The 5563-nt window shown below is 52.1% G+C and carries 3 protein-coding genes; 1 reads left to right on the forward strand and 2 read right to left on the reverse strand.

The genetic code is table 11. From position 1 onward, the window contains the following. Positions 1–159: 159 nt before the first annotated feature. Complete coding sequence (gene hrpA, locus ACUU1I_RS19345; protein ID WP_000139595.1) at positions 160–4062, reverse strand: ATP-dependent RNA helicase HrpA; 3903 nt, start codon at positions 4060–4062, stop codon at positions 160–162. A 200-nt stretch (positions 4063–4262) separates the two neighbouring features. Here hrpA and azoR point away from each other — a divergent pair, with 200 nt between their 5' ends. After that, positions 4263–4868, forward strand: coding sequence for an FMN-dependent NADH-azoreductase (gene azoR, locus ACUU1I_RS19350; protein ID WP_000048948.1), 606 nt, complete (start codon positions 4263–4265; stop codon positions 4866–4868). Positions 4869–4921: 53 nt separating this feature from the next. Here the strand turns inward: azoR and ACUU1I_RS19355 are convergent. Continuing rightward, positions 4922–5563 (reverse strand): dual specificity protein phosphatase family protein (locus tag ACUU1I_RS19355; protein WP_032157067.1); only part of this gene is annotated, 642 nt, incomplete at its 5' end.

The following is a 5563-nucleotide window of genomic DNA, read 5'->3' on the forward strand; positions in this document are numbered from 1 at the left end:
CACTTTTAAGGAAATGCTGTAGATAAACATTATTCATCTTGCAGCTGAGAATTGTATTTTTCTGAATTCCTGAATTTTTGTCCTTACCGTTTTAGAATTAATAAAAAACCCGGCGCTAAATGCTTACCGGGTTTTAGATTTATTAGGCAAATAGCAGGGTTAACCGCTAATCTGCTCCATCGCCTGCAAAATACGCTTATCTGAAATCGGATAAGGCGTACCAAGTTGTTGAGCGAAGTAACTAACGCGCAGCTCTTCTATCATCCAACGGATCTCTTTCACGTCTTCATCCTCACGACGTGCAGGCGGCAGTTTGTTGATCCATTGCTGCCACGCCTGCTGGACGTTTTCGACTTTCAGCATCTGTGCACGATCGCGATGTGGATCAACCGCCAGTTTTTCCAGTCGTTTTTCAATCGCCTGCAAATATCGCAGCGTGTCGCCCAGACGTTTGAAGCCGTTACCAGTGACAAAACCGCGATATACCAACCCGCCCATCTGCGCTTTAATGTCAGAAAGCCCCAGTGCCATGGTCATATCCACCCGCCCTTTCAGACGTTTGTTGATATTGAACACCGCAGTGAGGATTTGCTCGACCTGCTTCGCAATATCCACCACCGTGTCATTCAGTTCGGCGCGCACTTTTTCATGCAGCGCAGCAAAGCCTTCTTCCGTCCAGACCGGGCCATCATTGGCGTCGATCAGTTGATCCACACCGCAGGAGATACAGTCGTCGATCAGCTCCAGCACTTTGCCATACGGGTTAAAGTACAGCCCCAGCTTGGCTTTGTTTGGTAACTTCTCATGTAAATACTTGATCGGCGAGGAAATATTTAGCAGCAGTAGACGGCGAAGACCATTCCACATTGCCTGTTTTTGCTCCAGCGGGTTATCAAACAGTTTGATCGCCACGCTGTCGCGTTCATCCACCAGCGCCGGCCACGCCTTCACTTTATAGTTGCCACGCTTCTGTTCGTAACTTTCCGGCAGCTGACCAAAACTCCAGATATGTAAGCCGCTCTGCTCGATACCGTCATCCGCCACCGCGGACAGCGTTTCCTGCACTTTGCCTTTCAGCGCATCTTTCAGATCTTGTAGCGAGCGCCCTTCTTTTAGCTTCTTGTTTTTGTCATCCACCACGCGGAAGGTGATTTTCAGGTGATCGGGCACCTGATCCCAGTGCCAGTCTTCGCGGTCAACGGTAACGCCGGTCATCCGCCGTAACTCGCGCTCAAGGCTGTCGAGCAACGGTAACTCCAGCGGTGTGACGCGGCCTAAAAACGCTTCGGCGTAGTTTGGTGCAGGCACAAAATTACGGCGTACCGGTTTCGGCAACGATTTAATCAGAGCAATCACCAATTCGCGGCGCAGACCGGGGATCTGCCATTCAAACCCGCTTTCCTCAACCTGGTTAAGTAACGGCAGCGGAATATGTACGGTCACACCGTCCGCGTCCGCGCCTGGCTCAAACTGATAGCTCAAACGCAGCTTGAGATTGCCCTGATGCCAGAAGTTCGGGTAATCCAGCTTGCTGATTTTTTCCGCCCCTTCTTTGATCAACATGCTCTTTTCAAAGTTGAGCAAATCAGGCGTTTCGCGGCTGACTTTTTTCCACCAGCTATCGAAGTGACGAGCGGAGATTACATCGTGGCTGATGCGCTGGTCGTAGAACTCAAACAGCGTTTCGTCATCAACCAGAATATCGCGGCGACGTGATTTGTGTTCCAGCTCTTCCACTTCGGCCCGCAGTTTCAGGTTTTCACGGAAGAATGCGTGACGCGTCTGCCAGTCACCTTCCACCAGAGCGTGGCGAATAAAGAGTTCACGACATAACGCCGAATCGATCTGGCTGTAGTTGACCTTGCGCGCAGCAACAATCGGCAAACCATAAACAGTGACTTTTTCCGTTGCCATCACCGCGCCCTGCGCCCGTTCCCAGTGCGGTTCGCTGTAGGTGCGTTTAATCAAATGCTGAGCAACGGGTTCTACCCATTCCGGGTCGATACGCGCAGCAATGCGCCCCCACAGGCGGCTGGTTTCTACCAGTTCCGCCACCATTACCCATTTCGGCGGCTTTTTGAATAAACCAGAACCGGGGAAGATGGAGAAACGCGCGTTACGTGCACCGGTATATTCCTGTTTATCGGCATCTTTCATGCCGATATGGGAAAGCAAACCGGTCAGTAAGGCGATGTGAATTTCACGATACTCCGCCGGTTCGCTGTTGACCGGAATGCCAAGTTCTTTCACCACCTGGCGCAACTGGGTGTAGATATCCTGCCATTCGCGCACGCGCAGATAGTTGAGGTAATCGGTACGACACAGGCGACGGAAGGCGTTGGAAGAAAGCGCCTTTTGCTGCTCGCCAAGATAATTCCACAGATTTACAAACGCGAGGAAGTCGGATTCTTTGTCGTGGAAGCGACGATGTTTTTCGTCCGATGCCTGCTGTTTGTCCATCGGACGTTCGCGCGGATCCTGGATGGAGAGCGCGGACGTGATAATCATCGCCTCACGCACGCAGCCATGTTTTTGCGCTTCCAGCACCATACGCGCCAGACGTGGGTCGACAGGCAACTGCGAGAGCTGGCGACCGAGCGGCGTCAGTTTATAGGCGCTGGCCTGTTCATCCGTGGTGATCGCGCCCAGTTCTTCGAGCAGACGCACGCCATCCTGGATATTGCGTTTATCCGGTGCTTCGACAAACGGGAACGCAGCGATATCGCCCAGCCCCAGCGCGGTCATCTGCAAAATAACCGAGGCCAGGTTGGTACGCAGAATCTCCGGATCGGTAAACTCCGGGCGCGAGAGGAAATCGTCTTCGGAATAGAGACGAATACAGATCCCTTCGGACACACGACCACAGCGGCCTTTACGCTGATTGGCAGACGCCTGCGAAATGGGTTCAATCGGCAAACGCTGCACTTTGGTGCGATAGCTGTAGCGGCTGATACGCGCTGTACCGGGGTCGATGACGTATTTAATCCCCGGTACGGTCAGCGAGGTTTCCGCGACGTTGGTCGCCAGCACAATGCACCGTCCGCTGTGCGACTGGAACACGCGGTTCTGTTCGCTGTTCGAAAGCCGCGCATAAAGCGGCAAGATTTCGGTATGGCGTAAGTTCAGCTTGTTCAGCGCATCGGCGGTATCGCGAATTTCCCGCTCGCCGCTCATAAAGATCAGAATGTCGCCGGGGCTTTCCTGGCTTAGTTCGTCTACGGCGTCAAAAATCGCCTGCAACTGATCGCGCTCGGTGTCATCGGCTTCTTCAACAATCGGGCGATAGCGCACTTCCACCGGATAGGTCCGACCGGAGACTTCAATAATCGGCGCATTATTAAAGTGGCGCGAAAAGCGTTCCGGGTCGATAGTCGCGGAAGTGATAATGATTTTTAGGTCAGGACGCCGCGGCAGCAACTCTTTCAAATAGCCGAGCAGAAAATCGATATTCAGGCTGCGTTCGTGCGCTTCGTCAATAATGATGGTGTCGTACTGCATCAGCAGGCGGTCTTGCTGGATCTCCGCCAGCAGGATCCCGTCGGTCATCAGCTTGACCATCGTGTTATCACTTACGTGATCGCTGAAACGCACTTTGTAACCGATGCAACCGCCCGGCTCCGTTTTCAGCTCTTCCGCAATACGGTTGGCCACCGTTCGTGCCGCCAGGCGACGCGGCTGGGTATGACCGATCAGCCCTTTAATACCGCGCCCCAGCTCCATACAGATTTTCGGTAGCTGAGTCGTTTTACCGGAGCCGGTTTCCCCGGCGACGATCACCACCTGGTGATCACGAATCGCTTCGAGTATGTCCTGTTTTTTCTGACTAACCGGTAAATTGTCAGGATAAGTGATTTCCGGTCGTGCCGCTTCACGCAGCAGGACTTTCCCTGCCGCCTGGTCAATCTCTTTCGCCATCTCCTGGAAAATGGCCTGTTGTGCATCAGGATTTTTAACCTTCTTAACACAATGCAGACGGCGAGAAAAACTCAGTCTGTCGCGCAGCATCAGCGAATCCAGCCGCTGTTGCAAGGCAGTAAAGGTCAATTTTTGTTGTTCTGTCATAACGTTAGTGGGCAGTAGTCTGCCTGATTAATTTTCTTTTAAATGATAGATATAGAGTACCACATCGCGGCTTTCTATGCGTTGTTCAATAAATTCGAACATAGACTTCGATTTATTGCGCTATCTCTGTGGCAGGATTGTGAATAAAGTGTCAGCAAGCAACGGGGCATCGTCCATTCAAACATCTATAAGGAAACACCATGAGCAAGGTATTAGTTCTTAAATCCAGCATCCTGGCAGGGTACTCTCAGTCTAATCAGTTGTCCGATTATTTTGTTGAACAATGGCGCGAAAAGCACTCCGCTGATGAAATCACCGTTCGCGACCTAGCTGCAAATCCGATTCCGGTACTGGATGGCGAACTGGTTGGCGCTCTGCGTCCGAGCGATGCGCCGCTGACTCCGCGTCAGCAGGAAGCTCTGGCGCTTTCCGATGAGCTGATTGCCGAGCTGAAAGCCCACGACGTTATCGTTATTGCGGCACCAATGTATAACTTCAACATCTCAACTCAGTTGAAAAACTATTTTGACCTGGTTGCACGCGCAGGCGTTACTTTCCGCTATACCGAGAACGGTCCGGAAGGTCTGGTAACGGGTAAAAAAGCCATCGTTATTACCAGCCGCGGTGGGATCCACAAAGATGGACCAACGGACCTGGTGACGCCGTATCTGTCCACGTTCCTCGGCTTTATCGGCATTACCGATGTGAAATTTGTCTTCGCCGAAGGGATCGCATACGGTCCGGAAATGGCAGCGAAAGCACAGTCTGACGCAAAAGCAGCCATCGACAGCATTGTTGCTGCATAACCGGACACGGTCTTGATGTGGACTGTAGATATTCAGTCCACATCTCAATCCACTTACCTGTTTTCCCATAATTTCAACATCGCTTTGTGCTCTTCCTTAAGCACAATATGCGAGCGTCTGGCTCGAATAAAGCTAATCGCTTCATCAACTGTTTTACAGTGTCCGTAACATAACAGCCATGCCGCCACTACCAGCGCACTGCGCGATAATCCCAATGCGCAATGGACCAGAACGCTGCCTTGCTCTTCGCGTAATGTTTCCAGCATCGCCACGGCCTGTCGGAGCTCCCCCTCTTCCGGAACCACCAGATCCAACATCGGTACACAGAAATAGAGTCGATCTTTTGTCGCTCGTCCACGAGGGAATTCAAAGGTGACGTCCAGAACCGCATTCTGTGCCGGAATATGTCGTGGAAACGCCCTTAAATAAACACCAGCAGTCATTTTGCTCACCGGCTCCAGGCGACGACAAAACCAACGCATAGATAGCCACATCCCGATGCGCCAGGGCAATGTCAGCCAGTAAACGGCGGGCGGGAGTTTCCCCTGACTATCTTTCCCTGTTGTTATCGCGCCAAGCCCACCGCACCCACGGCCAACAATGAGTAGCGATAATACTGGCCAACATAACCAGACTGACCACCATAACTGAACCATCATCATTAGCTCCATCAACACAATGCACGCGCCTACGAC

The sequence above is a fragment of the Shigella sp. SIG3 genome, assembly GCF_053555855.1.